The sequence below is a fragment of the Fastidiosipila sp. genome, assembly GCA_012511175.1.
Classification (GTDB): domain Bacteria; phylum Bacillota; class Clostridia; order Saccharofermentanales; family DTU023; genus UBA4923.
The window spans coordinates 1-26184 of sequence record JAAZGO010000010.1 but is presented as its reverse complement, the minus strand read 5'-3'; the positions used below and the strand labels follow the sequence as shown (position 1 = coordinate 26184).

The following is a 26184-nucleotide window of genomic DNA, read 5'->3' as shown; positions in this document are numbered from 1 at the left end:
AATAGTTGACAGGAAAGGTGGGTTGCTGTATCCTAACTGTACTGTTTGAACTAGTACGGTTGGGACAATTACAGGAGAAACATGGCATGGTCTATCCGGAGATCAACTTGCAAAGCGGTGTGCCGATCTATCTTCAGCTAAAGGCTTCCTTCCGCCGGATGGCCGCGCTCGGCCTGATCAAGGCGCACGACCAGCTTCCCTCGGTGAGACAGCTGGCGTCAGAGCTAGGCATCAACCCCAACACGGTTCAAAAAGCCTACGGAGAGATGGAACAGGAAAACCTGATTTATGCTGTTCCGGGCAAAGGCAATTATCTATCCGACATTCCCGAAAATAAAGAGCTGGAAAAAGAAGAAATCCGCCGCATCTTTCGCTCAGCCACCCATCTGGCCTGGCTGGCCGGGATTTCATCGGAGGAGCTGCACCGGCTTCTGGATGGCACCATTGAAGAGGAACTCAAAGCTAAGGGCAAGAAAGGCGAATTAGATCATGGCATCGGAAACTGAAATCCAAACAGAGGAAAAAGCACAGATTCTGACCGCGGACAGGCTCAGCAAGCACTTCGGACCGGTTAAGGCACTGGACCGGGTATCCTGCTCGATCGAGGGATCGTCCATTTTCGGTCTGATCGGCTCCAATGGAGCGGGGAAGTCAACTTTTCTCAGGTTGGCAGCCGGTGTCTACAAGCCGACGGCCGGACGGATGCTCTACCGTGGACAGATTGTCTATGAAAACGCGCGGGCCAAACAGGAAATCCAGTTTGTTTCCGATCAGCCTTTCTTTCATTTTGACACCCTGTACAAGATGTCAAAATTCAACCGCTCGCTTTACCTGGGTTGGGACCAGGCACTTTATGAGGAATTGCTTGCCATCTTTCCCCTGGGGGAAAATGACCGGCTGGATCGCATGTCGCGCGGAATGCAGCGCCAGGCAGCCGTCCTGCTGGCAATCGCCTGTAATCCCAGTCTGCTTCTGCTGGACGAAGCCTTTGACGGGCTGGATCCCGTCATGCGGCAAAACCTGAAGCGCATCCTCGCCCGCCAGGTGGCAGACCGCCATTTGACGGTCTTGATTGCATCGCAGAACCTGCGTGAACTGGAGGATTTCTGTGACCATGTCGGCCTTTTACACCAGGGAGGGCTTCTTTTTGTTGAAGAGCTGGACAAATTGCGCCTGAGCATCGTGAAGATTCAGGCTGCCTTTCCGCAGCCAGTGACTGAAAGCCATTTACGGGAACGGGGGCTCGACATCCTGCAATTCCGTACCAGGGGATCGCTGATCGAGATCCTGGCGCGAAGCTCCGAAGAAGAGATCCACCGAGTGCTTGAGGAGCTGCATCCCTTATTGCTCGATGTCTTGCCGCTTTCCCTGGAGGAGGTCTTCATTTACGAACTCAGCCTCAAATCGTACGCAGTCAGCGATCTTCTGGCTTAAAGGGCTTAAGGGGGAATCAGGGCATGATGACGGCAATCACTCAAACCGCCCCGGGACTTGGCTGGGTTTTTGGCAAGTCCTTCCAGCGGATGCGTTCGCTGATGCTGCTCTTCTCATTCCTGTTTTTACTGGCCATGCCCATTGCGCTTCTTATCATCGGCAGGGACAACTACCTGACACTGGTTTCGTCTTACAATTTCCTTGAGCCTGTCTTCAGGGAGCAGAATCTTAATCAGGTGCTCTGGCCGCTTCATTTACTCCTGGCCCTGATCTCTCTTGTGGCAGTTGCTGTGCTGGCCAGTGCCGGATTTAGGACCTTTTATCTTCAAAATGCGGTCGACAGGGAATCCAGCATGCCCTTGGGAAGTAACCGCCAGTTTCTCGGCAGGGCACTGGCGCTCCTGGCAGCCTTCTGCTTCATTTTTGCCGTCAACGCCGCAGTGACCTTTGCCGTCTTCGCGGGCTGGGGGAAGATAGCACATTTTTTCACCTATTCGACAGCCTATTTGAGACTTTTCGCTGCAACGCTGGAACTGCTTGCCTTCAGCCTCGTTTTCCTGGCCTTGTCAGGCACCCTCTTTGATGCCGTTCTCACTTGCGTGGGTATTCAATTCGCCTGGGCCTCCTCTGTCTTTCATATACTGGGGATGACCAACCGGCTTACCGATCTGGAAACGGACATTCTTTGGCTCCTGGCCCCAGCTGCCCGCCTCTTTATCCCCATCTTACTCCCTGTTTCAGCCTGGCAATCCCTGGTCATGATTGTTTTCTGGAGCATCATGGCCTGGTTTTTTTACAAAAAAAGGCCCGCTGAATACGCCGGCGTTCGAAACGGGCAGCTTCCATGGTACCCTGTCCTGCAACCCTTCTTTGTCTTGTTGGGGGGAACCCTGCTCGGCAGTTTCGTCCATGGCCTGTTTGCCGGAGAACAAAGCACTTTGCGTTCACCTGTCTTTTACATGGGCCTCGTCGCGGGAGCCCTGCTGGGACAGGTCGTGTCCACCGTCGTCAGCGGCAAGCAGCTGCGAAAAACAAAGATCGCGAAAGAAATCCTTCCTATTCTGGGAGGACTTACGTTCTTTGCCCTGATGACCGGCCTGGTTTGCCTATGTATGGCACCTGCTGCCACACCCTGGTAAAGAAAGCGGGAATCGAATGAAAATGTTTGACCTGCAAGTGAAAGCGAATCGAGTGACGGCTTCCCTGGTCTGGAGGAAACCAGCCGCACTTTGGTTCCTGCCTCTGATTTTCCTCTTCATCTTCACCACCCTTCCGCTGCTGTCGGAACGGGGCTTCTGGCCCTTTACCACTCATTTTTTTAACGGCTTCGTGCTCATTGTCATGAGCCTGGTCCTGGTCCATCAATTCTTTGGCTTTATCCACCGGATGGATCGGACGGATTTCTATTTTTCACTGCCCTCAAACCGGCCGAAACTCTTCGCCTGGCTCAACCTGAGTGCCCTGGTACATCTGGCCGGGCCTTCGCTTGTCATCATGGGCTTGAATACCATGCTCGCCAGGCTGCTGCCCCGCACTGATCCCGGGTGGTATGCCTATACTGCCTCTCCCGCTGATATTTGGATCAGTTATGCCGGCCTCCTCATCAGGATCTTCTATTTCTTTTTTCTTCTGGAGGTCTGTTACCTGATCACGGAAAAAACCCTGACCGCCGTCGGTTTCTTCGTCATGCTCAACATCATCTGGCCGCTCATGCTTTTTTCTTTCAGTGATGCCACCAGTCAGTTTTTGCCGGGCTTCATCAACCCGCTTGTGACGGCCCTGGAAGAACCGTCTTCCTGGCTGGTCGTATTATTTCAGCTTTTCTCTCCCGCCATTTTTACAGGAGGGCTGGCGCACCATCACTTGCCCCTGGGCTTGATGACTCTGGGCATGGCCTGTCTTGCATTCTTTTTGTTCCGCGCCAGACAGGCAGGCTATCGCTCAGGCGGGGGCTCCGCCAATTGGCCCTTCCTGCTGATTCAATGGATGGGCGTGGTCACCCTGTCCCTGCTGGGAGGCTACGCGGCCCACTACCTGCGGGTATGGACGACGGATTCCGAGTTCACGCCGGTCAACCTTTCTCCCGTGCCCTTCCTAATCGGCACGGGGCTTGGCTTCTCACTTTCACTTTGGGTCTTCAACCTGATCGGCAACAAGGGCAAAATCCGCTGGCGGTCCTTGGTTGCTGCCGCACTGGCGGCAGCCTTGCCTTACGCCGTCTGGCTTTCAATCGTCATGACGGGTGCCGGCGGCTTTTCAACCAGACTGCCGGAAGCTGACAACTTGAAACGGGCAGGAATTTACTATTCAGGAGCTTATTTTTCACCCTTTGGGCGCGAGGAAAGCAGGCCTTTTCTGTTCGAATTGACGGCAGAACAGGATCTTGCCCTCATAGGCGAAATTTACCGCTCGGTCCTTTCGCCTGATAATCCTGGCCTCGACCTGCCCCGCACCCTGTCCAGCAAGGGGCAGTCACGTGATTTTGTGCGGCTTAAAAATCCTTTCATCCTTCCCTACGGCGGAAATGAGATCTATTACCCCCATTTGCCTGAGACACACCTGATCCTTGAAACAAAAGACGGGCGAAGCTGTGAGCGGTCGCTGACCCTTCCCCTGTATGCCAACAATCCCGACTACCTGCAGCTGCTCAGACAGAATGACCGCTTTTTCATGGCCGAGCTGAGCGATTATGCGGCAACTGACAAGTTCCATGTTGCCTTCAACCTGGAGGTTGCGCCCCACGCATCCGCCGAAGACAAAGAAACATGGATCCAGCCGTTGATTGCCGCCAGGGAGGAAGATTATTATCCCTTTGAATCCCTGATGCAGGATATGACCCGTTACATCGCTTTATCCCTGAGGGAGCAAGATGACCGTGCTTTGGCCGGGCTGGTCGCCGGGGCCCCCTGCCTGATTCATATCAGCCTGGAACTGCCTCCCGGGTCAGCGGCTTCCGGGGATCAGCCGGCAATCACCCTGCCGGTCGATCCTGAACGAGTCCCGGGTCTGCGCGAGCTCATTGAGCAGGCGCTTGAAATCTTTGAAATGGTTTCCATTGACCCGCGGGAACTGGGTGAAGACAGGCCTGTTTTCGATTAATGGATATTGCCGAGGTTGACCCGCTCCAGTGATTCTTTGGCGACGTCACGGAGCCTGTACAGCGTTTCCTTCGATGTTGCGGGTGCATCATACTGGTAGCAGGGAAAGTAGCGCGACAGATGAAGCGGGATCCGGGGATCGATTGAAGCCAAAAAAGCTGCTTCTCTCCTCATCTCTTCCTCATCGTTCGATAATCCAGGCACGACAAGAGTGGTTACTTCAAGGTGCGACACCTCCGACACCCGCCTGATGGTCCGAAGCGTAACGTCCAGGCGGCCGCCAAGTTTCCGGTAGCCTTCATCGGTAAAAGCTTTCAGATCGATATTCCATGCTGTAATGAACGGAAGCAATTCCTGAAGTGGCTCTTCCTCAATCTGTCCGTTGGTGACGACGACCGTTTCAAGGCCCTCTTCCCTGGCAAGCATGGATGTGTCACGAACATACTCGTATCCGACAAGAGGTTCGTTGTAGGTAAAGGCAATGCCAATGTTGCCGCGATCCCTGTAAGCCAGCGCTTTTTCAACCAGTTCCTCCGGACTGACCCTCACCGTACGCCGTGCAGCCGCGGCCTCACGGGCAATCTCATAATTCTGGCAAAAAGGACAGGCCATATTGCAGCCGTAGCTGCCGGCAGAAAGAATGTAAGTGCCCGGGTGAAAATAGTAGAGCGGCTTCTTCTCAATGGGGTCAAGGGCCAGGCTGGTCAACTGACCGTAATTCGCGGGAATGACCACACCATCCTTAACGGTCCGCGCCCGGCAATAACCAAGTCCGCCTTCCCGGATGCGGCAATGGCGCCAACAGACCCTGCAAATGACAGAATCGTCAGGTTCATTCTTCATGGCGAACGACCTCAAAGCGTTCCAGGCGGTAAGGCTCGGAAAAACCAATCCCCGCTTTCCGAAGGGCGATGGACACCTGCTCCTCCGCTGTATCAATGCCATCGAGATGGGGAAGCAAAAGCCCCCGCCTGTAACGGTCGGAGACAATGACACCATAACGGGCCGGATCCAATTGGTCCACACCCGCAACCGGCTCGGCTTTGCCCAGCACATCGACACTGATCACCAAGTCTTCCAGTTCATCCCGGGTGACAGGAGGAAAGCGGGGATCTTCAGCGGCTGATGCCACCGCATTAAAAATGATCTCCAGGGCAAGCGATTCCCTGACTGGTGCGATGGTTCCGATACAGCCCCGGAGACACCCGGCTTTATAGAGGGTGACAAAGGCACCGGCACGTCTGTTCAGCAGCTCCTGTGGCGTATCTTCCGGCACTTTCAGTATTCTCTTCTCCAGAAGATAGGATTCAATTGACGCGCGGGCAAGCGCAGTGTACGGATTTGTTGAAGTCACGGCAGCCTCCTCAGTTGGGGGTGAAGGATGCAACGGCATAACCGACCCCAAAGGGACCTTCGTATGAGTAGAGCTCGGCTTCATAGGGCCGTCCGTCCAACGTACCGGTCATCATCTGGAAGGAACGAAGACCACACTCGGCAGCTTGCTCCAGGACTTGAGGATCCATGACAAAGAGCCCTTCAAGATCCCCTTCATTGAAAATCCGGACTATCTCTGCGTCAAAGCGGGGGCCTTCCGGCTTGAACCCGTAGGGGCCATCTTCTTTCAAGACATGTGACAGATCACCGCTGGCAATATAGACGGCCCTGCGCCCCAGTTTTTCAGAAACCTGTGCTACTGCCCGGCCGATTTCCCGGTGCGTCATCCCCGGCAGCAGTGACAGGCCGATCAGGACCAGACGAAATTCTCTGTATTCCTGATGAATAAAACGAAGCGGAATCAGGGTGCCGTGATCGAGTCCCCTGCGGCCGAGTGACATAACCGACGCGCTGAGCGCACGGCGGAGAAGGGCTCCCCGCAGTTCATCGGCAAAGGTTTTGTCAATGGCGGCCTCCTCGCGTACACCCCGCACACCGAACGCACTGAGGTCACCCCACTCCCGGTCGCCTCCCAGGATAAAAAATCCGTCAGAGAACATGGGTGCGTGTGGAGAAGAAATGAGAAGGGTGTCAGGCTGAAGCTCGGCAATTTCGCGCGCCATGCGCTGGAAGGCTGAAGTCGTTTTCGCAATCTTCTTCTCTTCCCCGCGTCCGATTTCCGGCAGGATGATGGGCGGGTGCGGTACCGCGTAAGTCTTCAAAATCATGGTTGGTCCTCCCTTCACCGTCAAGCGGATTACATGGGAGAATACCGGCCCAGCAGCCGTTTTGTCTGATCAGCCGGTCATCCCCATGCAGTATTCACGGTTTTCATCTTCATCCGGCCTGGTGGTTGCGCCACAATGGGGGCACTCCACCCACTGTCTCATCTCTTCAAAAGAGACGTTTCTCCTGTCAAAGAGGTTCGCACTTACGTTTATATCGTTCAGTTTATCACGCTTTCTTCATGCCCACCGGGGCCAGCCAGTCAAGTTCCCTGCTAGTCTTTTGGTTTGGGCTCACTCTCACTTTCCAGTTTAACCTGCTGTGCAATCCAGGCGGACATTTCATCCAGCATGGTGAGGGCGGGGACTTCTTCCATATAGACATGGACCGGTACCAGGTCTCTGACTTGCTCTTCCGGCATACCCGACACTTCCGTCAATTCCTTAACGTATGAGGAGTAAGAAGCAAGATCGAAAATCTGTCCCTGACGCTGGAGGTATTCACGTGCCAGAATCCTGAAAAGGAAGCTGGTCCGGCCCAGGTAAAGGACATATTGGCGTACCTGGCCCTCGTCCATAGCGGGAAGGCCAAAATCTTTCTGTCCAGCTTCCTCCAAGGTCAGTTCCCGCTCTTTGGCATTCGCTTCAAAGGCCTCGAGGCGTTTCATGCTCTCCCTTGTCGCCTCTTCATCATTGATCTCAAAGGTACTGCGCTCAACCAGCTGAGGCATGAGGTAGTTCATCAAAATGGCGTGCACCTGCTCCGAGACCACTGCCGCGGGGATTTCTTTCTTCAATATTTCGCGGTATTGTTCAACTGTTTCAACCCCGGGGATCTCTTCTTTCTTGACCATATCGTCAGTCAACAGATGGCTCTGCCCCTTTGGCAGCTCAATGGTGCTGTGCTTCTCTGCCAGACCCCGGCATTGGTTTTCAATAAAATCATCCATGTCGGGGAGCCTGATTGCGGTCATCTCTTCAGGCAGTCCGATGCTTTTATAATCGTAAATAAAGGTTACTTTCGTTTCCATATCTTCTTTCCTTTGCTTTTTCATCGCGTCCGGCACAGAATTCACTCTGCCCGGACAACCCTGTCTACTTGTATTGTACAGAATAAACTCACCCGTCCCGGCATACTGTGCCAGACAACACGCCAAGCTGACTCACTTGGGCAAAAGCAGTCTGACCTCACCTCTCCAGTTTGCTGCTGTATAATTTGGCGGGGAAGGAAAATCAGGTTGTGGTTTATTTTTTTATTGTCCTTTTTTTAATGCATATCCTCGAATCCATCACGGGTTTCGGATCGACATCCATCGGCATCCCCATCCTGTCCCTGGCTCTCGGCACGGAGGCATCAGTCGCGCTCCTTTCCGCAGCCGGCTTGATCTTATGCCTGGTTGTCGCTGCCACCCAGTACAAAAAAGTGCAGCTGCGGGAGCTTCTTATCATTCTTGCCGCCGTCATCCCCATCATGCCGATCGGCTATCTCCTCTTCGCCAAGCTTCGCCTCATGGAATGGGCCCTCCGCCTCATCATGGGCCTGGTTGTCACCTTTGTTGCCTCCCGCGAAATCTGGCGGCGCATGATACGAAAAGATGCCGGAGATCCGCCCCAATGGCTGGTTTATTCCGCTTTTGGTGTCGGCGCCGTAGTTCAGGGCATGTTCTCCATGGGAGGCGCGCTGATCAATGTCTATGTCCTGACCCGGATCAGGGACAAGAGCATGTTCCGCGCGACGATGGTCATGGTCTGGCTGATCACCAATACCATCTCACTCATGTTTCGGATGTTCGTGCTCCACTCCTATACGCGTCAAATCTGGACCAACGTACTCTACTCGATCCCCCTCGTATTCATCGCCTTTTTTATCGGCAACAAGCTGCACCATAGGATCCCCAATGAGAAATTTGCCAATTTTGTCTACATCGTTCAGCTTATCAGCGGTCTTTTGTCGATCGCCGGCGGCATCAACCTGCTTATGTAAGGAAGAAGGCACCAAGGTTCAAGAGGATCCATGACCTATTTCTTTGTCATCCTTTTTTTCATGCTCATCCTCGAAACGGTTGTCGGATTCGGATCCACTTCGATCGGCATCCCCATCCTTTCACTTGTTCTCGGCACGGAATTGTCGGTCAACCTGATGGCAACCACCGGACTTTTCCTTTGTCTGGTTATCTTTGTCACACAGATCAGGAAAATGGACCGGCGCCAATTCCTGATCATCGCAGCCGGTATCCTTCCTTTCCTGCCCGTCGGCTATGCCCTCTACAGCCAAATCAGGCCCTTTGAATGGCTGCTCCGCCTGGTCATGGGCGCGGTGGTGACCCTGGTGGCCGGACACGAATTGTGGCGGCGGCTGGTAAAAAAAGACGACTCCGACCTGCCACGCTGGGCGGTTTATACAGCGCTTGCCCTGGGATCGATTGTGGAGGCCATGTTCTCCATGGGAGGTCCCCTGATCAATGTCTACACACTGACCCGGATCAAGGACAAGAGTGTCTTCCGAGCGACCATGTCCGCCATCTGGGTGATGACCATCAGTTTTTCCATGGTTTACCGGATCTTCTTCCTCCGCGCCTATTCTGCATCAACCTGGACCTGGATTTTGTACGCACTCCCCCTGGTTATCATTGGTTTTCTTCTCGGCAACAAGCTGCATTACAAGGTGCCCGCCGAGAAGTTCGTCACCATCGTATACAGCGTACAACTGATCAGCGGTTTATTCTCCATTCTGGGAGGAGTTCTGCTGCTCGCTGGAATTTCCTGAATAATGTCGTATACTTTTGGGAAGCATCGCTCAGGAGCAACGTCATGATATTTTACTTAATCCTTGTTCTTTTCATGAATATCATCGAAGCCATCGCGGGTTTCGGTTCAATTTCAATCGGCGTGCCGATTCTTTCACTTTTTTGGGGAGCTGAAGTCTCAGTGGCTCTCTTCACCGCGACCAGCCTCCTCATGCTGGCCATCATGCTGGTGACCCAGTTCAAGAAGATCAATGGCCGTGAGCTCCTGATCATCCTTGCCTGCATCATCCCCATCATGCCGGTCGGCTACCTGCTTTTTGCCAAACTGCGCTACGTTGAGTGGGCATTGCGGCTGATCATTGGCAGCCTGGTGGCCTTTGTCAGCGGGCGGGAGATTCTGCGGATCGTACGTAAAAAAGAATCCAGGGAAATGCCCAAACCTGCAATGTATGTATCGCTTGGAATCGGCGCTGTCTTGCAGGGCATGTTTTCCATGGGAGCGCCGCTTATCAATATCTATGCCCTGAGCCGCATGAAGGACAAGGGAACCTTCCGCGCGACCATGGTGGCGGTCTGGATCGTCACCAACACCATTTCAACCCTCTATCGGATTTTTGTTCTGCATGTCTACACGACAGAACTTGCGACAACCATCGCTTACGCCCTGCCGCTCGTGGTCATCGCCTTCTTTATCGGCAACTGGCTGCATCACAGAATACCCAATGAGAAATTCTCCAGCTTTGTTTATCTGATCCAGTTTGTGGCCGGGCTTATTTCCATTGCCGGGGGCATCAGCAAGCTGGTCGCCTGATTCGCGAGATACCATCCGGCATCCTGTGTATTTCATCTTTGGTCAGGGCTGAATCCTGTAGGCCTGCAAGCGTTCATAGACCAGGCCGATCGGAAGCCCCATGACCGAAAAGAAGTCGCCCTCAATGCGCTCGATTAAAAGACCGCCCAGCTCCTGAATTCCGTAGCCGCCCGCTTTGTCGAGCGGTAAGTCTGTTCTGACATAGTCGTCAATCAAAGCTTCGATGACGGAAGAAAGCGGCCGGAAAGTTACCTCAGAGCGCGTAGAGAAAACTTCTTCTTTTAAAGATGAAATAAGAGCGACCCCCGTATCGACCCGATGTGTTTGTCCGGCAAGTGTCCGCAACATCTTGCGGGCTTCGGCCCTATCTTTCGGCTTTCCGAACAGGGCACCGTCCAGGGTGACAATCGTGTCCGCGGCCAGGATGAGATCTTCCGGGTAGGAAGGCAGGACGGCGCGGGCTTTGGCCAGGGCCAGTCGCTCGGCGAGGGCGCGCTCGGAAATGCCCGACCCGTCATTTTTTAAAACCCCCGCAAGTGATTCCTCATCAAAATTCGAAGGGGCAGTTTCAAAGGATATCCCTGCCATGGACAGGAGTTGCCTCCGTCTGGGCGATCGGCTTGCCAGTATCAGTCTCATCTGGATTCCTCCCTGATTTGCATTATACGTAAAGGATTCGACTTGGTCTTTCATGATAAAATAAGACCAATAAATCCGGGGACAATGTCCTGGGAGATTGGGTTGAGTTTTAAATTGAAAAACAGCAATACGTCAAGGCATCTGGCGGTTTTCCTCGCAATTGCAGTCATCCTGTCTCTATTGGGTGCCATCGCCTTGGCAATCGCGACCAGTGGTTGCACCGTAACAAAGTCCGTTCCAGCCCCGGCTATGACGCGGGAACCTTCTCCGGGCGCAACCAGCACCAGTCCGCAAAGTCACACTACGAACACGTCGCCAAGTCAAACAACCACCCCCCGCAAAACTTCCGGGATATCAACAAGTACCTTGCCTTCGCTTGACATTTCAAAAAAAACGCGAAAAACCACCCCAACCACGACCATTAAGATAACCAAACCCAAAACGACTGAGAGCAAGCAGACGAATCCCCTGACAACGGCACGACCGGTCAGTTTATCGGCCCCCGGCGCTGTCGCCATCACCTTCGATGACGGGCCTGGCAAATATACAGGACAGCTGCTCGACGCCTTGCAAGAATACGGCATTAAAGTAACATTCTTCGTCCAGGGCCAATTCGTTGAGAGCCGGCCTGACCTGATCCAGCGCATGCACGCGGAAGGTCACCAGATCGGCAATCACACCTACTCCCACAAGTTTCTCTCACAGGTCAGCAGTGATGTCCGGAGAAGCCAGCTGATGTCAACGAGCGACGCTATTGAAAGAGTTACGGGTTCCAGGCCTACCATTATGCGTCCTCCGGGCGGCTACGGGAGCGAGGCGGTTTACGTTGAGGCAGGGGAGCAGGGGATGGCTACGATCTTCTGGGATATCGATCCCGCTGACTGGAAGAAGAGCAATAAAAACGTCAACTATGTTTGCAATTACCTGCTCAACCATACCCAAAAAGGAAAAATTATCCTGCTGCACGACATCCATGAAACGACTGTCGAAGGATTCATCCGCGCACTGCCCCAGTTGATTGAGCACGGCTTCACTTTCGTCACGGTCGATGAACTGGTCCAGCTGGAACCGGGCGACGTTTATCCGGCCCGCTGGCGCCGCTGATCAGGGCCGGGGCTTAACGAAAAAGACCCGCTCCATTACGGGTGGTATTTGCGGAAAGTCGGCGGGTCCCGTTGCCAACAAGGCCATCCGGTCAATTTCCTCCATGCCGAAAACGACTCGGCCGAAAGCGGCGTAGTCGCCGTCCAGGAACTGACTGTCACCATGGCAGATGAAAAACTGAGAACTCGCTGAATCGGGAAAAGGCGTCCGGGCCATTGAAACAACACCACGTTCATGAGACAGCCGGTTGTCAACCCCGTTCGATAAAAACTCACCTTTGATGGGCTCTTCGGACCCACCGCGCCCTGTTCCGGTCGGGTCGCCTCCCTGAATCATGAAGCCCTCGATGATACGGTGAAAAATAACACCGTCATAGAAAGATTCCCCGACAAGTTTCTGGAAATTGGCGACCGTGACAGGCGCTGAATCCCTGTCAAGCTGGATCACGATATGTTGGCCGGTGTCCATCAGCAAGTCAACATATTCCGTCGGTTCCTGTGCCATGACGTAGCCGTCCGCGACCAAATCTGCCATGATATCTTCTTCCTTTTCATTCCGCTTGCAGCCCGCGGCGAGGCAGAGCGCGACTGCCAGCAATACTGTCATTAGTGTTTTGCAACTGATTCTCATTTTTCCCTTCCGGTGTCTACGACCCGGTCACACTTGAGTACATTCAGGTAGGTGGAACGTAAGCCTCCGCATTGTGAAGATAGAGAAACTCGCCTTCCTCCACCTCAATATAGATAAGAGAAAAATCAAAATCATAACTGCGGACCGGCCCTTGGGACATATCGTGTGCGTTGTCGAATACTGCGCAGACAGGCCGAGTTCCATCCTCACCAACCCTTCCAACAGACTGTACGGCCAGGGTCCCCGGGCAAATATCCATTCCCACCAGGAAAAACCCGTTGTTCAGGCGCGACGAGGAGGGACCCAGTAGCTCCCGTTCTTCAAATGTTTCCAGGTTGGATCCCTTAACCTTAAGCAGTTCACCTGCCTTGACTTCCACCCAGGCCATCTGTTCAAAGTGCAATTCCCTAATCAAACTTTCCTCCTGGCCGGGAACTACCAGCCGAAAGAAGCCCTCTCCCCCGGTGGCGGTAAGACTGTACAGCCCAGGTTCGATTTCTGTTTCGGATTTTGCATTCTCTTTTACAAGAAGTTCCCGGCTGAAGATCTCTTCAAGGGTCTCCGCTGTCGTCTCAGGGGGCCGTGCCGTTGCTGACGGCGCAGGCTGTCCTGCGGATTGACATCCGGTAAGGGCAAACACACCTGTCAGCAGGGCGCCGCACAGGATGGCTGCCAGGAGCGCGGGGCGATATCTCATGTTTCTGCCTTCATTTCATTTGACGTATTCTGAGCCTGTATCAGCTCCCGGTTATCATAAACGATGAATTTTTCTGGCAACGTATCAAAGGAACGTTTTACCTGAATGGGTCTTTATAGCAACGGCGGACCACCCAGCGGCTCAGGGGGAGCGCCAGGGGAACGGCGACCAGTGCGTAAAGGATCCCGCCGGGAATGTCAAGTACCACGTGTTGCTTGGTCGTCACCGTGGTGATGGCCACGGCGGTGAAATAGAGGCTGACCAGGATCTTGAACCACGGTTTGGCGGCTTCCAGCTTCCAGATGAAAATAATAGTCAGCGTACAAAGGATCACATGAATGGAAGGGAAGCCACAATAGTTGTTGTCAGCCCGGTAGGTAATGGCCAGGATTTTTGAGAAAATATCTGTGGCTCCGTACACTTTTTCGTAGGGCACAGGAACTCTGGTCTGGAAAAAAGGGAAAGTAGCGTCGGCCATCAACTGGCCCAGAATCATGGTAATCAGATAGCGCCGGTAAAGCGCCCGGTCCCGGAGCAGATAGAAAAATGCGAGACCCGCGATCAGCGGCGCCCAACTGTTGTAGATCAGCGCAGTCCAGGGCCAGAGGGGGATCTTGCTGTCAAAGGGAATTTCAAGGCTTCGAACAGTCCCAATCGGATAATTGAGCAGCTGCATGATCCCCATGGAAGCAAGAAAGACCATGAGCAGAACCAGATCGCGCCAGAAATACTTCAAATAAGCAGGCAGGGCACCCTTGCGCTTCAGATCCGGATATTCGGGTATTTGGACGGGCTTTTCCGGCATGAACATCGTTTCCCTCATGCCTTTTCCTCAAGGCCGTTGCGGTCACTGATCCTGTTCAGAGCGCGCCCGCCCAGGTAGAGGAGCAGAATCAGCAGATCGTAGCCAATGAGCATGAGCAGGTTGAAGGTAAAAGGCGGGAAAGACAGGGTAAAATCCTTCAAGCCGCCGGGAGCATAAGACATGTAGCCGTAATCGAACAACATGTCTCCCGTTGTGATGAATGTTCCGTTACAGGCGGCGTTGAAAAGGATAAGACCCAGATTATAGACAGTGGTCGCGATCAAGGCAGTCTTCAGACCCTTTTTGTCGAACCTGTACCCCAGCGCATAGATGGCATAAAATACGATCCAGCCCAGGGTGATGTGGACATAGAAGAACTGAAAATTGGTGTAGTGGGGAAAATCAAACTTGTAAAGATCCATGATGGCCATGGAGAAGAAGGAACCGATAATGGCCCAATAGATCCAGATGGTCCGGAGTGCTTTCATTCCAAAGACCAGATCCAAAATGAGAAGCCATACGCAAATCCGGCAGTGATAGAGCGGCAGACTCAGCTCCACATTAAAGTAGCCGGACAGAAACTGCCAAAGATAGAGGACGACCTGGTCGGCTAAAAGAAAAAGGGCAACAATCTTCGCGATAAGGCCCGGATTCTTTTGTGCCGCAAGCTGCCTGCGGTAGACGACGATCAGAACCATGACCCCGATCCACAGCGCCATAAGCGCTATCTTCAAGGGAAGCGGGACGTCGACATCCTCAGCTCTTTCGACGCCATAAAAAAAATGCTGGAAAAAATTCATTGGACACCTCTCCGTACCCCGGGCGGATGCCCGGTGACATAAGCGCATTATACCGTAAAGAGACGGTTTTGACGTAAACTGATTCAGGCTTCCCAGCCGAAGGAACGTGGCACGGCTTTTCTCCAGCCGGCAAGCTTGCGCTGGCGGTCGGCTTCGGACATGGCTGGCTCGAAGGCCCGGTCCATTTTCCAGTTCCTTTCAAGCTCACCGATATCTGACCAGAAATCAGCCGCCAGACCGGCCAGATAGGCTGCGCCCAGGGCCGTAGTCTCCACACAGGCGGGCCGCATAACAGATACTCCTGTCAGATCGGCTTGAAATTGCATCAGGAAGTTGTTGTTGGCGGCTCCGCCGTCTGCCTTGAGCGCTCGAAGCTGAATCCCTGAGTCCTCCTGCATGACCTGCAGCACATCCTCAACCTGGTAGGCGATCGATTCCAGGGTCGCCCGGACCAGGTGCCGGTTGTTGACACCGCGGGTGAGGCCGACGATCGTCCCCCTTGCGTACTGATCCCAGTAAGGTGCCCCCAGACCCGAAAAAGCGGGTACCACATAACAGCCTTGCGTATCCTCGACCTGCAGCGCCAGCAATTCCGACTCCTCCGCCGTCTTGATCAGATGAAGCTCATCACGCAGCCACTGGATGGCTGCCCCCGCAATAAAGATGGAACCCTCCAGAGCATAGATCAGTTTTCCATCAGCCCCCCAGGCAATGGTGGTCACCAGTCCTTTTTCACTGAATACTGGTTTTTCCCCCGTGTTCATCAGCAGAAAGCAGCCGGTACCGTATGTATTCTTAGCCTCGCCCGCCGAAAAGCAAGCTTCCCCAAACAGGGCAGCCTGTTGGTCGCCGGCAGCGCCTGAAATGGCGATGGATCCGCCAAGGAAAGAAGGATCGGTCAGGCCGTACATGCTGCTCGAGGGACGGACCTGCGGCAGGATCTGCGGAGGAATGTCCAGGATGCGCAGCAGCTCATCATCCCATTTCAGGTCCCGGATGTTAAACAGCATGGTGCGTGACGCATTGGAGTAGTCAGTCACATGAACCCTGCCCCGGGTCAGCCGCCAGATCAGCCAGGTGTCGATGGTTCCGAACAAGATATCGCCGCGCTCTGCCTTTTCCCGGACGCCGGGAACATGATCAAGGATCCATTTGATCTTTGTCGCGCTGAAATAGGCATCAATGACCAGTCCGGTTTTTTCACGAAAAAGACCGGTCAGCCCCTCTGCCTTGAGCCGGTCACATTCATCCGCTGTCCGCCGGCATTGCCAGACGATGGCCTTACAGACAGGTTCACCTGTGTTTTTATCCCAAAGCACTGTGGTTTCCCGCTGGTTGGTGATCCCAATCGCGGCGATATCCTCCGCCCGGACGTCTACTTTGTTCATGGCCTCGACCGCCACGCCCAGCTGGGTGGACCATATTTCATTGGCGTCGTGCTCGACCCAGCCGGGTTTGGGATAGATCTGACTGAATTCTTTTTGTGCGACTGAACAGACCCGGCCCTGCTCATTGAACAGAATGCATCGGTTGCTGGTTGTTCCCGCGTCCAAAGCCATCACATAGCCTGCCATCTTCTGCCCCTTCCGTTTTAAGTAATATCCCTTGTCGCGATGATGTCGGCCGGATGCCCCAGGATATTTTTGACCACCACATCCCCCCGGTGCACCGGCAGGTCAAGCACAATGTCATCCAGCAGCGCCATGGCCCGGAACAGATCCTTTTTTGGGATCGGCTGGCTGGTTTTGACCGGACAGCGGGGATGCCTGGCACTCCTGACGCAAACCGTTGAGGTCAGGACGCGGGTTGGATTCATGGCCTCGCTCCTGCCGTAGGCGACTCCCCTCGCGCACCGGTGCCCCGACACCTGATATTCTTTTTCTTCTTCGACCGTCAGGTGGCAGCCTTGCGGGCAAACAATGCAAATCAATTCTTTTACCACAAGCTGACCCTCTCAGTCCTCAATCGTCAGGAGCAGGATTTCCCCCTGCATCTCCTGAAGTGTGCTCCGATCGACCTTGATATGCTCCATCTCGCCCGGCGCCATCCAGGGCCGCCTGAAAGAGGCGGCCACCCGCTCCCCATCCCCCAGCATCACCCGCTTGGGGGTTTTGCTGGGTTCAGAAACACGGAAAAAGAACCGGATTTTTTCTTCAAGCCGATCCAGGCGGATTTTCTGGGGAATGACGCAGGCAATTCCCTTGCCGGGGGTTACATCAATGATTCTGTCAGCCGGAGGGGCAAATGCGGCAGTCGCTTTCCCCAGGACATAGGCGGCTGCAGCCTTTCCTGCTTCTTCACTTTCCTCCGTCACATAGTCGACCAGATCATGGACTTGGAGGACGTTACCGCAGGCAAAGATCCCCCGGATTGACGTTTCCTTGTTCTCGAAGACGAGCGGTCCCCCGGTTCTGGGATCCATGGCGATCCCTGCTTCCCGCGTCAGTTCATTTTCCGGAATCAGGCCAACCGACAGGAGAACCGTATCGACATCAAAGTAACGCTCCGTGCCCTCAACCGGTTGCAAGGAGGCGTCGACCTGCTGGACGGTTACCCGCTCGACACGGCTTCTGCCCCCAATTTCAGTAATGGTGTGAGACAAAAGGAGCGGAATCCCATAGTCGTCGAGGCACTGGACAATGTTACGGGCAAGGCCGCCTGAGAAGGGCATGATCTCGACACATGCCAGCACCTTTGCACCCTCCAGGGTCATCCGCCTTGCCATGATGAGGCCGATATCGCCTGATCCGAGGACAATGACACGCTTTCCTACCATGTAACCTTCCATGTTGACGTAGCGTTGCGCGGTTCCGGCTGTCAGAATGCCCGCTGCACGCGTTCCCGGAATCCCTATTGCCCCCCGGGTCCGCTCCCGGCAGCCCATGGCCAGGACGATGGTCTCTGTGTCCAGACAACGGTATCCACTGCAGGCGCTCATCAGGCAGACACGGTGGACATCCTGACCGGGGTGAATGGATAAAACCATGGTGTCGCAAAGGATTTCGATGCCCGAGCCTTCCAGCCTGCCGGTCATTCGGCCCGCATATTCAGGCCCTGTCAGCTCCTCGCCGAAGTAGTGAAGACCAAAACCATTGTGTACGCATTGATTCAGGATGCCGCCCAATTCCAGGTCCCGCTCAACGACCAGGATGCGGGAAAGCCCGTTTTCTTTCGCGCTGATTGCAGCCCCCAGTCCTGCCGGGCCGCCTCCGATGACCAGCATTTGATAAGGATCAGCCACGATCGCACCCCTTTTTCGTTTCCGAAGTCAGAATCAAGCTGCCCGACCCGTCTTCTTCAATGGAGAGAGGGCTGCGCTTAGTTTCACGTGCCAGGATTTCCAGGATCCGCGGTCCGCAAAAACCGCCCTGGCAGCGCCCCATCCCAGTCCCGGCCCGCCGTTTGACGCCATCGATGGAAACAGGCGGGATTTCCCGCTGCATGGCTGCCATGATTTCACCCTCAGTGATGGTTTCGCAACGGCAAATCACACGGCCATAAAGCGGATTATCTCTGATGAAGGCCGCACGTTTTTCTTCCGGAATCTCCTTGAAGCGGATGACCCGCCGGCCACCCTGCCAATGGGTTTTCTTTTTCATAGGAAGACCCGTTTTTTCCAGCAGATCGGCCCCAAGTCTGGCGATGGCGGGCGCGCAGGTCAGGCCGGGGGACTTGATGGCGGCCAGGTCGAGAAAATTCGCGGCTGACATCTTGATATAGAAATCATTTTCAGGGCTGTTGGCGCGAACGCCGGCAAAATTCCGGATATTGGATCGCAAATCGAGCGACGGCACCATCCGAAGGGCTACCTCTCCGATATGGCTTAGACCCGACCTTGTTACACCCGTGTCGGCCCGGTCTTCAATTACTTCGGAATTGGGGCCGATGAGAAAATTGTTATGGATGGTCGGGGACACGGTTACTCCCTTGCCCTGCTCGGTCGGACTGTGGAAGATAATGGATTGGACCAGGGTTCCCACTGTCCTGTCAAGCAGATAGTATTCCCCGCGGGTCGGGGTGATTTGGAAGGCCGGTTCCGCCGCCATTTCGTGGATGAGGTCACTGTTGACACCTGCCGCGTTGACAAGATACCTTGACCGGATTGGTTCCGTCAGTGAGGGGGCGGTAATCTGATAATGGTCGCCGCGCCATTCCAAGCCAACCACCTCAGTATTGGGCATGAAAACCACACCATTCCGAACGGCGACCTCGGCCATGGCCAGGGCAAATTCCCAGGGATTGATCACACCGGCTTCCGGTGCCCACAAAGCAGCGATAATTTCCGGAGACAGATTGGGTTCACGACGGCGGGCCTCTGCTCCGTCGATTATTTCGAGTCCCTGACAGCCGTTGACAATACCTTGCCGGTAGAGGACGTCCAGTGTTCTCTGCTGTTCCTGGTCAAAGGCGACCACCAGCGACCCCGTCTTCCTGTGCTCCACATCAAGTTCTTCGCAGAGGTCGTAGCAGCGCCGCATCCCTTCTACATTCAGCTGCCCCATCAGGGTTTCGGGCGCAGGGTCAAAACCGGCATGAATGATGGCTGTATTGGCTCGCGAAGCGCCCATGGCCACGTCGTTTTCCTTTTCGATCAGGACGAGGGACAGGTCGCGGGAAGAAAGTTCATAGGCGAGTGCACAGCCGACTACGCCGGCTCCGATGATGGCAAGATCGTACATGGAAGAAGTCCTCCCGCTCATTATCCGCTGACCAGGTTCAAATCTCAAGACAAGTCCCTCACCTGCCAGCCAATAGAATCACTCCGGTTGCCAGAAGCAGGGCATTGGTCAACTTTGAAAACAGCCGCTGATTGATTTTTGACTGCAATTTTTCGGCCAGTACCATCATGAGGAGGACCACCGGCACGCAAAGACCCACCAGCTTCAGATTTCCGCCATTGATTTTCCCGGCCAAACCGTAGTTGATCAGCATGAACCAGTTCAAAACTCCCCAGACAGCTGAGCAGGTAGCCCGAAACTCTGTTTTTTCCGGCAACTCGTACATGGCATAAACCATGAGGAAGGCCCCGCCCGCCACAAACAGACCCTGCATAAGCCCCGCCAGCAGAAGAATTCCAAGAAGAACCGGCCGGCCAGGTTTACCCGCTGCGCTTTTCCTTGGCAGAAAGCCAGCAAGCGCCAGGATAACCGTAACGATCCCATAGACCGTGATCAGGAGGGGAACCTCCAGTACACGGTCCAGCAGCATGCCGGACGCTGTTCCAACTGCCATGACGATCAGGATTTCAAGCAATTTCCCCCGGTTGATCTGCTTGCGGCAGCGCAAAGAGACCAGCAAGCCTGTGAATAGCGAAAGCACAGTCGCCAGAACACGCGCGTTATCGAAACCGATCAGCAGGATGGTAATGGGTAAGGAAAGCAGGGCGCCTCCGAAACCGGTAACGGACTGAACCAGATAGGCGATGAAGATAACGACAAGAAGATAGACTGTTTCCATAGGCCCCCATATACACAACTGTCACCATAGCGCAAAAACCTGCTGCCGGCAAAGCAGCTATTCAGTCCTTCCTTCCCGGGCGCATGGCCCTGGCGGTAAAGAAGGAGACCATAAAAACTCCTGCCATAATTAAAAGAAAACCTGCCCAGTTGAGAGGGGTCACCGGCTCCTTCAGGAGAAGGGCACCGAAAAGCACACTGGTCACAGGTTCCAGCATGGCAATGATGGCCGTTGTCGTCGCGCCGCACTTGACGATGGCCAGATTGAGCAGGGTAAAAGCGCCCACAGAGACCATGAGGGAAACGAGGACCGAATAAACCCATGCGGCGGCCGTCAGGTTCAAGGTCAGGCTCGCCGTCGCCCAGCCGACCCCCAAGGAAGCAAGGCAGCCAATAAGGCTGGAATGAAAGGCCATTTTATAAACATGCATGCCGGCAATGGCCGTTCGCTCAATCGCCACCATAAGGCCTGCATAGGTGAAACCTGAACCAAGAGCCAGCAGTAAACCCAGAATTTGACCCTGCCCCGATGACGGGATAAAGGTGAGGACTCCTCCCAGACCGAGCAGGAGTGAAACCAATTTCCACCATCTGAGGCGCTCGCGGAAGAAAAGGAAACCTGCCAGCATGACAAGAACAGGAAATACATAATGGAGCACGGTGGCCATGCCGACATTGATGTAGGAAAAGGATGAGTAAAGCAAGGCCGTGGTGGCAAATACACCGAAAAGGCTGACGGGAACAAGGGCGATCCACTCATTTTTTTCAGGTTTCAGCCTAACTCCTCTCTGATGGGCGAGGAAAAAAAGAACAGGAAGCCCAAACAGAGAACGGGTGAAGGTCATCATAATCCCATTGCTGCCGCCGGCATAGGCCAGTTTGGCAACAGCGGGGGAAAGGCCATAGAGCAGGGCCGACAAAGTGGCAGCGGCGATACCGGCAATACGGTCCCGCTTCCTCCTGACCTCGGCTTTGTTTTCTGCATCCCGCCTCACCACCCCACGATAAAGGACAAGTCTTCGTCTTGCAAACCGGCAAGCCTCCCCTCCCAAGAATTAGCACTCGGACGCAGAGAGTGCTAAATTTCAGATTTCCTCCAAATTTCCACACATTTTGCTCCACAAGCTCAAGCTAAACTTCATCATGAAAGGAAATCAGCAAAGGAGGCACAGAAAATGTTTGATTTGATTCCATACAGCCGCCGCGACCGCGGACTGATCAGTGACTTTAACCGCTGGTTCGGCAACTCATTTTTACAGGATTTCTCAGGGGTCCGGGGCTTCAAGGTCGACGTCCAGGACATGGGTGATCACTTCCTTTTGGAAGCCGATCTTCCAGGCGTCAAAAAAGAGGACATAAAAATCAATCTCGACGGCAAGTATCTGACCATCACGGCAGAACAAAATGTTGAGAAGACCGAAGAGCGTAAAAATTACGTCTACAAAGAGCGCTCCTACGGTTCATGCTGCAGGAGTTTTGATGTAACGGGCATTAATACTGATGAGATCAAGGGCAAGTTCAAGGACGGGGTTTTATCGCTTACGCTCCCCAAACAGGAGAAAAAACCTGGGCCGGAACCCATTGAAATTGAGATCGAAGATTAAAGAAACCAAGCAATAAGTGGTTTGGAGGGGCGCGCCTGGTGGCGCGCCCTTTTATTACAAAAAGTTCCGGCAAGTGCAGGCAAAGTCCTCCAGCATGAATTCCTTGTCCCCCTGTGGATAGTATTTGTGGTCCGAATGCTCAAGCCAGCCCAGATCGATGCGTGGATTGACCAATAAATAATCAGCCGAGCGTGGCGAGACAATTTCATCCCGCCTGGACATAAGCACCCGGCAGGGTAATGCCAGTTGAGGGATTCTCCCCCTCGTTTCCCGCATCAGTTTAAGGAGCTCGTAATAGCGGGGAATGTAGCCCAGGTAGCGCCATATTTTGCGGTCGGGATTCATGCTGTAGAGCGCTTTGGCCGCTTCAAGCGCCGGATCGCCGCGCGAATCAAGATCCAAAACCGTGCGAAGCGATTGACTCACAGCCGCCCGGCTTGCGCGGGCTCTCAAGGGGACGGCCAGGAGGAAAAGCGCCTTCACGTATTTCGGTTTTCGAAGCGCCTGTTCAATGGCCAGCAGAGTACCCATCGAGTGGCCGGTGATCAGGATGGATGCATGATCTGCCGCCAGCTCATCTACTGTACGGCTGACCTGCTCTTTCCAGCGGGCCATGGACGACCGGCTGAACTGGCGGACGGTTCCGCCATGGCCTTCAATCAGGATGGCCCGGATGGACCAGTCGTCCGGAACCTGCCCGTAAAAATCACGGAAATGGTTGGGGGATCCGCAAATGCCGTGGATAAAGAGCACGGCATGGCTGGCCTTGTCAATATCCCGCCTGAATTCAAGGTGCGCTCCGCTCATGGCTGCCTAACCGTGAAGACCTGTGATAAGAGGTCGTCCGTCCCGGTCAAGCATGACGGTTAAACCGCCGGCATAGCCGACCTGGCGAAAGAGGTAATTGACACCGGTCTGCTGGTCAACCCAGATCTCCATGCCTTCGATCGCGCCTTGCTTGTAAGCCCGGACAAAACGCTTGCCACCACCCGGATACTCCGTCTTGAAGTCCTCTCGGCGGTGTCTTCTTGAAAAACACATGAGCACCTCCCTGGTTTGAATTTTGCCTGAATCTCTCAGGCCAGCCTGCTGATCGCTTCTTCGATCCGGTCCATGGCCTCGATCAAATTCTCCATGGAGTTGGAATAGGTGAAACGGATCGCTTGCGGCGCTTCAAAAGCATTGCCCGGGACCAGGGCAACCCTCGCCTCATCAAGCAGATAATCGGCCAGGCCAGGGGCATCCTGGATCATCCGGCTGCCTGAACTTTTTCCGAAAAGCCTGCTCACGTCGGGGAAAAGATAGAAGGCTCCTTCGGGGAAAGGACACCGGATTCCGGGCAAACCACTCACCCGGCCGTACAGATAATCCCGGCGTTGCTCAAAGGCCCCGCGCATCTCTTCCACATAGGGGTCACAGGACTCAAGGGCTGTGATGGCAGCCCACTGGACGAAAGAGGTGGCATTTGAGGTGGTATGGCCCTGGATGGCTGATAGAGCCTTGATGATCTGCCTGGGCCCGGCGGCGTAGCCGAGCCGCCACCCTGTCATGGCGTAAGCCTTGGAGAAGGCATTGATGGTCACTGTCCTGGCCTTGATTTCGGGCGAAAGGGAGGCGATGCTGATGTGGGGGCTTGTCCCATAGATTAGCTTTTCGTAAACCTCGTCAGTCACAATGTAAATGTCATGCCTCAAGGCGAGCTCAGCCACCGCCATGAGGCTGTCACGTGGGTAAACCGCGCCTGTGGGGTTATTGGGACTGTTAATCAAAATCACTTTTGTCTTAGGTGTAAGGGCATCCTTGACGGCGTGAGGGTCCAGGCAATTATTCTCCTTGACCGGAACCAGGACAGGAACAGCTCCCGCCAGCTTGACCATTTCGACGTAACTGACCCAGCAGGGCTTGGGAATGATGACCTCATCACCAGGATTGCAAAGCGCCAGGAAGGTATTGGTCAGAGCATATTTGGCACCCGTCGAGACCAAAATCTCGTCAGCTGAATAGCTAACCTTGTTCTCCTGCAAAAGCTTGCGGGCGATCGCCTCCCTCAATTCCGGAATACCCGGCGTCTGGGTGTATTTGGTTTTGCCTTCAAGCATGGCCTGGTAAGCCGCCTCGATGATGGGTTGTGGCGTATTGAAATCGGGTTCGCCGCTATTCAGGGCGATGATGTTTTTTCCCTCTTTTCGGAGTTGGGCAATTTTGCTGTTCAGTTCCAAGGTCTGGGATGGTGTCATTTGGCGGATACGGTCTGAAATCATTATGCACCCCCTATCCGATCAGCTTGTTGCGGACGCGCTCAAGCTGGTCAAACAAGACGCGAGGCATTTTGGGTCCGTATGTTTTAAAGTGCGCATTGATGGCCTCCAGCTCGGCCAGCCACGCTTGACGATCGATGGTCGTGATCGCCTCGAGATCCGCAGCAGGCAGCTCAAGTCCCTCAAGGTCCAGATCTTCGGGTCTTGGCAAGTAACCGATGGCGGATTCGTGAGCGCCGATGGCCTCATCACAACGTTCTGCCACCCATTTGAGAACACGGCTGTTTTCACCGAAGCCTGGCCAGAGAAAGCGGCCATCATCGCCGCGCCTGAACCAATTGACGGCGAAGATCTTCGGAAGTTTGGCAGGATCCGCTTTCCTTCCAATTGACAGCCAATGGTTCAGGTAATCACCCACATGGTAGCCAATGAAGGGCAGCATGGCGAAAGGATCCCGTCTGACCTGGCCGATTTTGTCTGAAATAATGGCGGCCGTTACCTCTGAACCCATAATGGCACCAAGGAAGACACCGTGCTCCCAGTCAAAACTCTGATAGACCAGGGGGATGGTCGATGGGCGCCGGCCGCCGACCAGGATGGCGTCAATGGGAACACCCTGCGGATCCTCCCAGTTGGGTGCGATTGAGGGACAGTTCTTGGCCGGCGCCGTAAACCGGGCATTGGGATGTGCGGCCTTCTCCCTTGATTCGGGCGCCCAGTCGCGGCCCTGCCAGTCGATCAGATGATCCGGGGCTGCCTGGTCGATCCCTTCCCACCAGACGTCGCCGTCATCAGTCAGGGCCACATTGGTAAAAATGGTGTCACTCAGGATGGAATCCATCGCATTGTGATTTGACTGGTAGGAAGTTCCAGGAGCAACGCCAAAGAACCCCGCTTCCGGGTTGATGGCATAAAGGCGGCCGTCGTCGCCGAACCGCATCCAGGCGATATCATCGCCCACAGTCTCGACCCTCCAGCCCGGGATGGTTGGTTTTAGCATGGCCAGGTTGGTTTTGCCGCAGGCAGAAGGGAAAGCGCCGCAAACATAATAGACTCTCCCTTCAGGAGAGGTCATCTTAAGAATCAGCATATGCTCGGCTAGCCAGCCCTCATCGCGCGCCAGAACAGAAGCGATGCGGAGTGCGAAGCATTTCTTGCCCAAGAGGGCATTGCCGCCGTAGCCTGACCCATAGGACCAGATTTCGCGTGTCTCCGGGAAGTGGCTGATGTATTTATCTTCCATGGGCGCGCAGGGCCAGGGAACATCCTCATCCCCCGGTTCCAGCGGCGCCCCCACCGAATGGAGGCAGGGAACGAATTCACCATCATCACCGAGCAGGTCAAGCACCTCACGTCCCATCCGGGTCATAATGCGCATGTTGGTCACGACGTAGATGCTGTCGGTCAGCTCGATTCCGATCTTGGACGCGGGAGAGCCCAGGGGTCCCATACAAAAGGGGATCACATACAGGGTTCTGCCGCGCATGGCTCCCCGGTACAGGGCTGTCATGGTTTTGCGCAAACCAAGCGGTTCAATCCAATTGTTGGTCGGCCCCGCATCCTCTTCCTTGATTGATGCAATAAATGTACGATCTTCAACGCGGGCAACATCAGAGGGATCGCTGCGAAAAAGATAACAATCCCGGCGTTTGTCAGGACTTAGCCTGATGGAGGAACCGGCTTTGACGGCTTCTGCCAGAAGGCGGTCGTTCTCCTCTGCCGATCCATCACACCAGTAGATCTGATCGGGCTGGAGAAGCTCTGTCATTTCCCGGATCCATTTGATCAATTTTTTGTGTTTTATCATGGAATTACCTCTTTTTCTTATCACCAATCCGAGTTTATCACGAAATTGCGATTGCTTTTGTCCCTTGAGGGTTTCTCATGATTCGTTCATAAATGAATATTTCCGACGATGGCGACAAGTTTCTGTACGAACTTG

At 54.4% G+C, this 26184-nt stretch carries 26 protein-coding genes and 1 pseudogene; 9 read left to right on the top strand and 18 right to left on the bottom strand.

Annotated elements, in window-relative coordinates:
• Positions 1-86: 86 nt before the first annotated feature.
• From GX839_01735 to GX839_01720, 4 genes are read left to right on the top strand one after another with little or no spacing between them, the layout of a single operon-like run.
• Positions 87-506 carry a GntR family transcriptional regulator gene (locus tag GX839_01735; protein ID NLB04189.1) on the top strand — a complete coding sequence of 140 codons (420 nt, stop codon included), beginning with the start codon at positions 87-89 and terminating at the stop codon, positions 504-506.
• Positions 490-1434 carry an ABC transporter ATP-binding protein gene (locus GX839_01730; protein NLB04188.1) on the top strand — a complete coding sequence of 315 codons (945 nt, stop codon included), beginning with the start codon at positions 490-492 and terminating at the stop codon, positions 1432-1434. The genes GX839_01735 and GX839_01730 overlap by 17 nt, the downstream gene beginning before the upstream one ends.
• Before the next feature lie 23 nt (positions 1435-1457).
• On the top strand, positions 1458-2573 hold the full coding sequence (locus GX839_01725; GenBank protein ID NLB04187.1) for a hypothetical protein: 1116 nt from the start codon (positions 1458-1460) through the stop codon (positions 2571-2573).
• Between the two features lie 16 nt (positions 2574-2589).
• Positions 2590-4533 (top strand): hypothetical protein, encoded by a 1944-nt coding sequence (locus tag GX839_01720; protein NLB04186.1) that lies wholly within the window; start codon positions 2590-2592, stop codon positions 4531-4533.
• On the opposite strand, the gene amrS is transcribed toward GX839_01720, so the two are convergent.
• From amrS to GX839_01705, 3 genes and pseudogenes are all read right to left on the bottom strand, one after another.
• The gene (amrS, locus tag GX839_01715) at positions 4530-5375 is read right to left on the bottom strand and encodes an AmmeMemoRadiSam system radical SAM enzyme (GenBank protein NLB04185.1); all 846 of its coding nucleotides are present in this window, start codon (positions 5373-5375) and stop codon (positions 4530-4532) included. The genes GX839_01720 and amrS overlap by 4 nt on opposite strands.
• Positions 5365-6694 (bottom strand): annotated as a pseudogene (gene amrA / locus GX839_01710) (AmmeMemoRadiSam system protein A). Before amrA ends, amrS begins: the two are co-directional and overlap by 11 nt.
• Before the next feature lie 272 nt (positions 6695-6966).
• Positions 6967-7722, bottom strand: coding sequence for a hypothetical protein (locus GX839_01705; GenBank protein NLB04184.1), 756 nt, complete (start codon positions 7720-7722; stop codon positions 6967-6969).
• A gap of 209 nt (positions 7723-7931) precedes the next feature.
• Between GX839_01705 and GX839_01700 the strand changes: the two genes are divergently transcribed.
• The 3 genes from GX839_01700 to GX839_01690 are packed head-to-tail and all read left to right on the top strand — an operon-like array spanning position 7932 to position 10249.
• Positions 7932-8675: a sulfite exporter TauE/SafE family protein gene (locus GX839_01700; GenBank protein NLB04183.1), complete on the top strand. Its 744-nt coding sequence runs from the start codon at positions 7932-7934 to the stop codon at positions 8673-8675.
• A 30-nt stretch (positions 8676-8705) separates the two neighbouring features.
• On the top strand, positions 8706-9458 hold the full coding sequence (locus tag GX839_01695; GenBank protein NLB04182.1) for a sulfite exporter TauE/SafE family protein: 753 nt from the start codon (positions 8706-8708) through the stop codon (positions 9456-9458).
• Between the two features lie 44 nt (positions 9459-9502).
• A complete protein-coding gene (locus GX839_01690) occupies positions 9503-10249 on the top strand; it encodes a sulfite exporter TauE/SafE family protein (protein NLB04181.1) in 747 nt (248 codons plus the stop codon).
• 42 nt (positions 10250-10291) lie between these two features.
• On the opposite strand, the gene maf is transcribed toward GX839_01690, so the two are convergent.
• Positions 10292-10888, bottom strand: a complete 597-nt coding sequence (gene maf / locus GX839_01685; protein NLB04180.1) for a septum formation protein Maf — start codon at positions 10886-10888, stop codon at positions 10292-10294.
• Positions 10889-10990: 102 nt separating this feature from the next.
• On the opposite strand from maf, the gene GX839_01680 reads away from it, so the two are divergent.
• Entirely contained in the window at positions 10991-11992 is a 1002-nt protein-coding gene (locus GX839_01680; protein NLB04179.1) for a polysaccharide deacetylase family protein, read from the top strand.
• Here GX839_01680 and GX839_01675 read toward each other — a convergent pair whose 3' ends face one another.
• From GX839_01675 to GX839_01630, 10 genes are all read right to left on the bottom strand, one after another.
• Positions 11993-12496: a peptidylprolyl isomerase gene (locus GX839_01675; protein ID NLB04178.1), complete on the bottom strand. Its 504-nt coding sequence runs from the start codon at positions 12494-12496 to the stop codon at positions 11993-11995.
• Positions 12497-12665: 169 nt separating this feature from the next.
• On the bottom strand, positions 12666-13319 hold the full coding sequence (locus tag GX839_01670) for a hypothetical protein (protein NLB04177.1): 654 nt from the start codon (positions 13317-13319) through the stop codon (positions 12666-12668).
• A 97-nt stretch (positions 13320-13416) separates the two neighbouring features.
• The gene (locus tag GX839_01665) at positions 13417-14142 is read right to left on the bottom strand and encodes a hypothetical protein (GenBank protein NLB04176.1); all 726 of its coding nucleotides are present in this window, start codon (positions 14140-14142) and stop codon (positions 13417-13419) included.
• A complete protein-coding gene (locus GX839_01660) occupies positions 14139-14924 on the bottom strand; it encodes a TIGR02206 family membrane protein (protein NLB04175.1) in 786 nt (261 codons plus the stop codon). The genes GX839_01665 and GX839_01660 overlap by 4 nt, the downstream gene beginning before the upstream one ends.
• A gap of 83 nt (positions 14925-15007) precedes the next feature.
• Positions 15008-16498 carry a glycerol kinase GlpK gene (gene glpK, locus GX839_01655; GenBank protein ID NLB04174.1) on the bottom strand — a complete coding sequence of 497 codons (1491 nt, stop codon included), beginning with the start codon at positions 16496-16498 and terminating at the stop codon, positions 15008-15010.
• 17 nt (positions 16499-16515) lie between these two features.
• Positions 16516-16866 (bottom strand): DUF1667 domain-containing protein, encoded by a 351-nt coding sequence (locus GX839_01650; protein ID NLB04173.1) that lies wholly within the window; start codon positions 16864-16866, stop codon positions 16516-16518.
• 12 nt (positions 16867-16878) lie between these two features.
• Positions 16879-18147, bottom strand: coding sequence for an FAD-dependent oxidoreductase (locus tag GX839_01645; protein NLB04172.1), 1269 nt, complete (start codon positions 18145-18147; stop codon positions 16879-16881).
• A gap of 10 nt (positions 18148-18157) precedes the next feature.
• A complete protein-coding gene (locus GX839_01640; protein NLB04171.1) occupies positions 18158-19603 on the bottom strand; it encodes an NAD(P)/FAD-dependent oxidoreductase in 1446 nt (481 codons plus the stop codon).
• A 58-nt stretch (positions 19604-19661) separates the two neighbouring features.
• Positions 19662-20381 carry a sulfite exporter TauE/SafE family protein gene (locus GX839_01635; GenBank protein ID NLB04170.1) on the bottom strand — a complete coding sequence of 240 codons (720 nt, stop codon included), beginning with the start codon at positions 20379-20381 and terminating at the stop codon, positions 19662-19664.
• A 61-nt stretch (positions 20382-20442) separates the two neighbouring features.
• Positions 20443-21375 carry a DMT family transporter gene (locus tag GX839_01630; GenBank protein NLB04169.1) on the bottom strand — a complete coding sequence of 311 codons (933 nt, stop codon included), beginning with the start codon at positions 21373-21375 and terminating at the stop codon, positions 20443-20445.
• A gap of 180 nt (positions 21376-21555) precedes the next feature.
• Here GX839_01630 and GX839_01625 point away from each other — a divergent pair, with 180 nt between their 5' ends.
• Positions 21556-21984, top strand: coding sequence for an Hsp20/alpha crystallin family protein (locus tag GX839_01625; GenBank protein ID NLB04168.1), 429 nt, complete (start codon positions 21556-21558; stop codon positions 21982-21984).
• Positions 21985-22038: 54 nt separating this feature from the next.
• Here the strand turns inward: GX839_01625 and GX839_01620 are convergent, their stop codons facing one another.
• Genes GX839_01620 through GX839_01605 form a run of 4 tightly spaced genes read right to left on the bottom strand, consistent with a single transcriptional unit; the run spans position 22039 to position 26049 of the window.
• Entirely contained in the window at positions 22039-22791 is a 753-nt protein-coding gene (locus GX839_01620) for an alpha/beta fold hydrolase (protein ID NLB04167.1), read from the bottom strand.
• Between the two features lie 6 nt (positions 22792-22797).
• On the bottom strand, positions 22798-23025 hold the full coding sequence (locus tag GX839_01615) for a xylan 1,4-beta-xylosidase (protein ID NLB04166.1): 228 nt from the start codon (positions 23023-23025) through the stop codon (positions 22798-22800).
• Between the two features lie 35 nt (positions 23026-23060).
• Positions 23061-24245: a pyridoxal phosphate-dependent aminotransferase gene (locus GX839_01610; GenBank protein NLB04165.1), complete on the bottom strand. Its 1185-nt coding sequence runs from the start codon at positions 24243-24245 to the stop codon at positions 23061-23063.
• A gap of 10 nt (positions 24246-24255) precedes the next feature.
• Complete coding sequence (locus GX839_01605; protein NLB04164.1) at positions 24256-26049, bottom strand: phosphoenolpyruvate carboxykinase (GTP); 1794 nt, start codon at positions 26047-26049, stop codon at positions 24256-24258.
• Between the last annotated feature and the right edge of the window lie 135 nt (positions 26050-26184).

Bases quoted from the DNA above. Each gene is read 5' to 3' on its own strand.
- GX839_01735 (NLB04189.1), top strand. From the start codon at position 87: ATGGTCTATCCGGAGATCAACTTGCAAAGCGGTGTGCCGATCTATCTT.
- GX839_01730 (NLB04188.1), top strand. From the start codon at position 490: ATGGCATCGGAAACTGAAATCCAAACAGAGGAAAAAGCACAGATTCTG.
- GX839_01725 (NLB04187.1), top strand. From the start codon at position 1,458: ATGATGACGGCAATCACTCAAACCGCCCCGGGACTTGGCTGGGTTTTT.
- GX839_01720 (NLB04186.1), top strand. From the start codon at position 2,590: ATGAAAATGTTTGACCTGCAAGTGAAAGCGAATCGAGTGACGGCTTCC.
- amrS (NLB04185.1), bottom strand. From the start codon at position 5,375: ATGAAGAATGAACCTGACGATTCTGTCATTTGCAGGGTCTGTTGGCGC.
- GX839_01705 (NLB04184.1), bottom strand. From the start codon at position 7,722: ATGGAAACGAAAGTAACCTTTATTTACGATTATAAAAGCATCGGACTG.
- GX839_01695 (NLB04182.1), top strand. From the start codon at position 8,706: ATGACCTATTTCTTTGTCATCCTTTTTTTCATGCTCATCCTCGAAACG.
- GX839_01690 (NLB04181.1), top strand. From the start codon at position 9,503: ATGATATTTTACTTAATCCTTGTTCTTTTCATGAATATCATCGAAGCC.
- maf (NLB04180.1), bottom strand. From the start codon at position 10,888: ATGAGACTGATACTGGCAAGCCGATCGCCCAGACGGAGGCAACTCCTG.
- GX839_01675 (NLB04178.1), bottom strand. From the start codon at position 12,496: ATGGCACAGGAACCGACGGAATATGTTGACTTGCTGATGGACACCGGC.
- GX839_01670 (NLB04177.1), bottom strand. From the start codon at position 13,319: ATGAGATATCGCCCCGCGCTCCTGGCAGCCATCCTGTGCGGCGCCCTG.
- GX839_01665 (NLB04176.1), bottom strand. From the start codon at position 14,142: ATGAGGGAAACGATGTTCATGCCGGAAAAGCCCGTCCAAATACCCGAA.
- GX839_01660 (NLB04175.1), bottom strand. From the start codon at position 14,924: ATGAATTTTTTCCAGCATTTTTTTTATGGCGTCGAAAGAGCTGAGGAT.
- glpK (NLB04174.1), bottom strand. From the start codon at position 16,498: ATGGCAGGCTATGTGATGGCTTTGGACGCGGGAACAACCAGCAACCGA.
- GX839_01645 (NLB04172.1), bottom strand. From the start codon at position 18,147: ATGCTGGTCATCGGAGGCGGCCCGGCAGGACTGGGGGCTGCAATCAGC.
- GX839_01640 (NLB04171.1), bottom strand. From the start codon at position 19,603: ATGTACGATCTTGCCATCATCGGAGCCGGCGTAGTCGGCTGTGCACTC.
- GX839_01635 (NLB04170.1), bottom strand. From the start codon at position 20,381: ATGGAAACAGTCTATCTTCTTGTCGTTATCTTCATCGCCTATCTGGTT.
- GX839_01625 (NLB04168.1), top strand. From the start codon at position 21,556: ATGTTTGATTTGATTCCATACAGCCGCCGCGACCGCGGACTGATCAGT.
- GX839_01620 (NLB04167.1), bottom strand. From the start codon at position 22,791: ATGAGCGGAGCGCACCTTGAATTCAGGCGGGATATTGACAAGGCCAGC.
- GX839_01615 (NLB04166.1), bottom strand. From the start codon at position 23,025: ATGTGTTTTTCAAGAAGACACCGCCGAGAGGACTTCAAGACGGAGTAT.
- GX839_01610 (NLB04165.1), bottom strand. From the start codon at position 24,245: ATGATTTCAGACCGTATCCGCCAAATGACACCATCCCAGACCTTGGAA.
- GX839_01605 (NLB04164.1), bottom strand. From the start codon at position 26,049: ATGATAAAACACAAAAAATTGATCAAATGGATCCGGGAAATGACAGAG.